The 6194-nt window shown below is 47.3% G+C and carries 5 protein-coding genes and 1 pseudogene; all 6 read right to left on the reverse strand.

Annotated features, from left to right (window positions below; translation table 11 throughout):
• Positions 1-192 (reverse strand): uroporphyrinogen decarboxylase (hemE, locus tag JKY90_05145; protein ID MBL4851651.1); only part of this gene is annotated, 192 nt, incomplete at its 3' end.
• 482 nt (positions 193-674) lie between these two features.
• The gene (locus JKY90_05150; GenBank protein ID MBL4851652.1) at positions 675-2489 is read right to left on the reverse strand and encodes an AAA family ATPase; all 1815 of its coding nucleotides are present in this window, start codon (positions 2487-2489) and stop codon (positions 675-677) included.
• 153 nt (positions 2490-2642) lie between these two features.
• Positions 2643-3808, reverse strand: a pseudogene (locus JKY90_05155) (deoxyguanosinetriphosphate triphosphohydrolase).
• A 36-nt stretch (positions 3809-3844) separates the two neighbouring features.
• Positions 3845-4927 carry a 3-dehydroquinate synthase gene (gene aroB / locus JKY90_05160; protein MBL4851653.1) on the reverse strand — a complete coding sequence of 361 codons (1083 nt, stop codon included), beginning with the start codon at positions 4925-4927 and terminating at the stop codon, positions 3845-3847.
• A 28-nt stretch (positions 4928-4955) separates the two neighbouring features.
• Complete coding sequence (gene aroK / locus JKY90_05165; GenBank protein ID MBL4851654.1) at positions 4956-5507, reverse strand: shikimate kinase AroK; 552 nt, start codon at positions 5505-5507, stop codon at positions 4956-4958.
• 111 nt (positions 5508-5618) lie between these two features.
• The coding region (locus JKY90_05170) for a type IV pilus secretin PilQ (protein MBL4851655.1) at positions 5619-6194 on the reverse strand (576 nt) is incomplete at its 5' end.

The raw sequence follows: 6194 nt of genomic DNA on the forward strand, positions 1-6194 counted from the left end.
CAATGGCTGTAGCGCGACTTCACATGCCAGCTCAGGGTTTGTACATAGCTGCATGAAGCTACCGGCTTTAGCACGGATCGCCCGATATTCTGGTAAATAGCGGCCCGCTTGACGCATCGTCCATACAGGTGTCACATCAACAGGCTGACGTAACAATGCACGCAATAATCTATCGTTTTTTAAATTACTCACATCTGTCCTCAATCATTTTTCTTTAGACTAAAATCACTAAGGTGATTTAGATATCTAAATATTCCAAATACACCGTCAATAGTAACTGCGCCACGACGTGCTAAGCAGGCGAGTAAACTGATGCCGCATATAGCTTGTTAACACTCATTGCATACGCCGCGACAGGAGCCATTTCATCAATTAAAATCCCTAAACTCTTTTTCAAGCGCTGACCGATAAAGCCCATCATGGACTTTCGCGTCGTAGGACGCGTCCTTGGGGTACGATTCGCGACCTAAGACATTGCTCCCGTATACCATATTTGCGATCAAAACAATAACCACAGTAAAAAATGTTCAGGCAAAAGGGCTAAAATTATAGCTGAGGCAGCCTTAGAGGTTCAATCTAAGCTGACAGCAAAACCAATAAAAAAATATAACGCTATAAAACCAATGGGTTATATTAAAAAACATTATATCGGCCAACCTATTAAGCGTTCAAAGTTAGCGTGCCGTACGCATCGCGTTGTGAATACCACCAAAAGTGCGCGGCCAAGGCTTAATACTGCGTAATGCTGACGGCAAGACTGCTGCATTGGCCTCTGAGCGTGAAGAATAGGTTCCGTAGGTGACCGCATACCATGGGTTGCCATCGCGCTGACTGAAAAAATAAGCGGCAACGTCAGTTAAATCATTGTCCTCAATGAATTTGACCACGCCAACCTCATTATTGGCAGCCATAAGCTGTAAGGTAAAGTGGTTAGGGTCTTGCTGTAACAGCCAATCATCACGCTTAATAGGCGGACTTACCGTTGTTGCTGCTACGTGCTCCCCCTCTACGTGCCCTTGGGGTGCAAGGGGGGACAAAACTGAGCCTTGAGGTATAACCACTTCAATCGGCTCTGCGGGAGGCTGCTCCGGCAAGGGCGGTGCCTCCCCAACAACAACTGGGGGAATTTCAGGCTGAGCGGATACCACTTCTATCGATTTCTCTATTGAGCCAGGGACAGGCGGGGTAGTGACAGGTTCGGCAACCTCAACTTCTACCGTAGACTCTGCCACAACTTCGGGCGCAGGAATTGTTATTAGCGACGTAAGCTCTGCGCCAACGGGGACATCCGCGGACTCAGGCGTCACAGTCTCGGCTGTAGGTGTTGGTAGCGCACTATTGGGGTGCAAAGAATCAGGTGCGCCTACCAAAGGAGTGGATGGGTTGAGCAACGCTTCCACCAATGATAATGTTTCGCTCTGTGTTGTTGGATCTGGCTCTACGATCACCACTGCGGGTATTTCGACTAGCGGTGCGACGTCGGCCGACACTGGCACCAACTCAGCATCACCTCCTAGCCGTAAGACACCTATGACAGCGAGTGCAGCACCCAAAGCAATGGCGCCGAATATCAGTGGTCGCGAATAAAGCGTCTTGATAAACCCATCCCTACCCTCGCCAAACACACCGACCACCGGCAACACGCCCTCGGCGTGCGATACTGGCTTATCTGCCTTTTGTTGTGCCTTTGATGCATTCAACACATCGTGTATCTCACTGAGAATTTGGCCAGGGTAACCTTTTGAACATCTAAAAATACGCTTAATCGTGGCCGCATTAAACAGTGTTTTATCAGCTGAATGTGACTCATCGAGATGATCTTGTATCAATTCTGAAGTATGCGCCTCGGACAAGGGTGGAACATCAAGCCTATGGGCAACACGATCTTGTAAACCCGCTAATTCAGGTAGCGCTAAGGTGTCGTCAAGCCCTGGCCGACCAGAAAGAATAAGGTGTACGGGTTTGCCATAGTTATCTCCCGCTGCCAGTATCTTGTCGAGCAATTGCATCGATGCTAAGGCAAGCTTTTCTGCGTCATCGATAATCAAGATGATTGGCTTACTCAAACGCCGTAATCGCGGCATGTGTTTAATAAGATGCTCGACACGCTCGGCATGGCCGTCGCCAGCAGTACCAAAAATGTCAGCAAGACGATTAGACAAACTCATTTCTTGTGCTAGGGCGGCGCCTTGCAATTGATGAATCTGCCAATCATCGCCCATACGCTCAACAAAGTTCGCTAACAAAGTTGTCTTGCCACTGCCTTGGGCGCTAGATAGCAGCAACAAATCGGCATAATGGATCAGGTGTAGCAGCAGATTAATTCGCTGCTCACGTGCTGTGTCAGAAAAATAATGGCCAGCGTTAACGCCATCCATATCGCTGGCCGCATCGCCACCACCATAATGCTTTTGCATCGCATCAGATATCGTCGATAACTCTACTTGGTCAGCCTTTAGCTCCATCTTGCAGACACCACCAGCCCGCATTTCCCACCCGATGGGCGAGCCCTCGCTTGATCTTTGAATTCACAAAGAATTTTGCTCAGTCGGAAATACACACTGTTATTCCGCTTCCTCACAAAATCCTTTGTGAATTCAAATCTCGGCATAATCATCTCGTCCCCTGGTGAGAAATGCGAGCTAGGTCAATTCACGCGGATCAAAAATGCGTGCATATTCTTTTATAGCGAAACGATCAGTCATTCCAGCAATATAATCTGCAACAATTCTTTGTGTGGTATTTTCATGATGCCCGTGATGAGACTCTTCGGCAAGGCCATAGGCACCCCCATGAGCATTCTTAGGCGGCAATAACTGCGGATCGTTAATAAACGCCTCATACAGGCGACTAATTACTTTTGCTGCCTTTGTCGTCATGCGCTTAACGCGATAGTGACAATAAAGCTTATCGCGTAAAAACCGTTTTAACTCAGGTTAAGCGCAGCCATTTCTTCACTAAAACTGATTAAAGGTGCGCCGTACTGACGCACAGCATCAATACTGTCAACAGCAGCGTTTTGTAGATTTTCATTACTGGTCACGATCAAATCATTCACCTGTGTGTTAATCATACGACGAATCACTTCATGAATCATTCGTCGCTGTGCCAAGTTTCCATAACGATCCATCACCTCACCGTAATGCAAGGCAAAAATGGGCAAGCCACGCAACTGATCAATAGTAATCATGCCGGCACGCAAGCCATCATCAATATCGTGGTTGTTATAAGCGATCTCATCGGCAACATTGGTTAACTGGGCCTCGAGGCTTGGCTGTTCCCTGTTAATAAAACGTTGGCCAAGTGTTCCCAATTTTTTAGCGCGTTCTTTATTACAGTGCTTAAGCACACCCTCGCGCGATTCAAACGTAAGATTCAAACCATCAAAATCGGCATAACGCTGTTCCAGCAATGTGATAACACGCAAAGATTGGTAATTATGTTCAAAGCCGCCATGCTCTCGCATACATGCATTTAAGGCATCCTGACCCGCATGGCCAAACGGCGTATGACCCAGGTCATGCGCTAGCGCAATCGCCTCAGTAAGGTCTTCATTTAATCTCAACGCACGCGCAATAGAACGTGCGATCTGTGCCACCTCAATAGTGTGCGTAAGACGCGTACGAAACATATCGCCTTCGTGATTAACAAAAACCTGGGTCTTGTATTCAAGGCGACGAAACGCAGCGCAGTGGACAATACGATCACGATCACGTTGATATTCAGAACGTTGTGATGGCGGCTCTTCTTGGTATTCACGGCCACGTGATGTCTCTGCGCTGGCAGCATAGGGAGCAAGTTGACTCATCGCATCCATTGTCATCTTAAGATAAAGCTACGCATCTTAAGCTGCACAACTATCATTCAGGAATTGCTCAAAAATAGCACTATCAAAGTCTGCCGTCGTCAGTGCGTCGCCCAAGGCTTGCAACAATACCAGCCTGATTTTTCCATCTTCTACTTTTTTATCTACCGCCATCAAACCCTTAAACTGCGTAACAGTCATAGCGTCCGGCGGACTTATGGGTAATTTTGCCTGCGTAATCAAATCAATGATTCGTTGCATGTCTTGCTTTGCCAGCCAGCCTAAACGATGAGATAGCTCAGACGCCATGCACATGCCCACTGCAACTGCTTCGCCATGTAGCCAAACACCATAACCACACGCCGTCTCTATCGCATGACCAAAGGTGTGACCAAAATTGAGTAAGGCGCGGATACCTCGTTCATGCTCATCCTGCTCAACAATTTCTGCTTTATTGCGACACGAGATTTCTATTGCATAGGCCAGCACTTGTTTGTCACGCGCAAGCAGAGCTTGCATATTTTTCTCTAACCATTGAAAAAACGCGGTATCACGAATGACGCCGTATTTGATGACCTCGGCAAGGCCTGCGCTCAGTTCACGCTCAGGTAATGTATCCAGTGTATCGGTATCGGCCAAAACACAACGTGGCTGGTAAAACGCACCGATCATATTTTTACCCAGCGCATGATTAACAGCTGTCTTGCCTCCCACTGAAGAATCTACTTGAGCCAATAGTGTTGTGGGTATCTGAATATAGTGTACGCCGCGCTGATAACACGATGCAGCAAAACCTGCCATATCACCCACCACACCACCGCCTAAAGCAATAATGGTCAGCTGACGATTAAGCTTGTTGCTCAAAGCCGAATCAAATATTTGATTGAGCGTATTCAGCGATTTGTATTGCTCACCATCTTTGAGCACAACGCTATAACAGTCATAGTCCTCAAGCGTCGCCAGCAAAGTGGCCAAATAAATAGGGGCGACCGTATCATTGCTAACCACCAACACTTGTTGACTGGTAATGTGAGGAGTCAGCAAGGATTTTTGCGTCAACAAGCCTTGGCCAATGTATATGGGGTAGCTGCGATCACCAAGGTCAACAGTCAACGTCTTCATAAATTTACGTAATAATTAGGAGCCACAATTATACGCGGTATATATCCAGAACTTGTATCTGCTTGCGTATCTGCTTGACCGCATAGCTCACGGTACAGCCATCGGTTTCAATCACCATATCAGCAATTTCTCGATAAAGCGGATCACGCTCTTTGTACAAATTTTGCAAAACCGCTCGCGGGCTCCCTTGATTCAATGGGTGATTCAATAATGGACGCTTTTTATTTTTTGCGGTGCGCTTCAATAAACGATCTAGTGAAGCCAAAATGTAAACAACCATGCCACGTGACGCTAAAGCACAACGATTGTCTGGGTCAAGCACGCTGCCGCCGCCTGTTGCTAACACAATACCCGATTGCTGCGTCAGCTCATTGATTGCTATCTTTTCGCGCTGGCGGAAGCCAGCCTCACCTTCAATATCAAAAATCCAGGCAATCTCTGCGCCTGTGCGTGCGACAATTTCAGCATCACTATCGATAAATTCGAGTTTACAGGCTTGCGCTAACTGACGACCGATCGTCGTCTTACCCGACCCCATCAGGCCAACTAAAAAAATATTTTGAGAAGAGTTTTGCAGCATAAATACACAACTGATTATTGCCGCAAAGTATAACCCAAAGTATAGCTGGGTGAGCAGCGCACCGCTGAACCGGTACGCTGAGCTGGAAGACCTTATAAAAGAATAAGGCTGTTAGCGAGCGTGCAGACCGTCTTTAAGAATCTTCGGCGTAATAAAAATCAGCAGCTCTGATTTATTGTTAACACGCGCGTCGCGTCGGAACAGACGACCCAGCACAGGGATATCGCCAAAGAACGGTACTTTGTCAATATCCTTGTTTGATGTCTCCTGGTATATGCCACCAAGCACGATCGTTTCGCCATTCTTAACCAATACCTGGGTTTGCACCTCATTGGTATCAATGCTGGGCACACCGAAGAAGATATCGCCAACACTGTCATTTTTAACATTCAAATCCATTATCACACGATCATCCGGGGTAATTTGGGGAGTCACCCTGAGACTCAGCACTGCCTGTTTAAAGGAAGTGGATGTTGCGCCACTGGAGGTTGCTTCCTGGAATGGGATTTCAACACCCTGCTCGATCACCGCCTCTTGCTGATTGGCAGTGATGACCTTCGGTGTGGAAATGACTTCGCCGCGACTTTCAGCCTGCATGGCAGTCAACTCAAGGTCAATCAAGGCGCCCAAAGGCAGCCTGGTAAAACTGAAGCCAATTGAACCAAAAGAACCAGGAATACCCAAGTC

This window comes from Gammaproteobacteria bacterium (genome assembly GCA_016765075.1).
Classification (GTDB): domain Bacteria; phylum Pseudomonadota; class Gammaproteobacteria.

Excerpts from the sequence above, each read along its gene's own strand:
- JKY90_05150 (MBL4851652.1), bottom strand. The coding sequence starts at position 2,489 with ATGCGGGCTGGTGGTGTCTGCAAGATGGAGCTAAAGGCTGACCAAGTA.
- aroB (MBL4851653.1), bottom strand. The coding sequence starts at position 4,927 with ATGAAGACGTTGACTGTTGACCTTGGTGATCGCAGCTACCCCATATAC.
- aroK (MBL4851654.1), bottom strand. The coding sequence starts at position 5,507 with ATGCTGCAAAACTCTTCTCAAAATATTTTTTTAGTTGGCCTGATGGGG.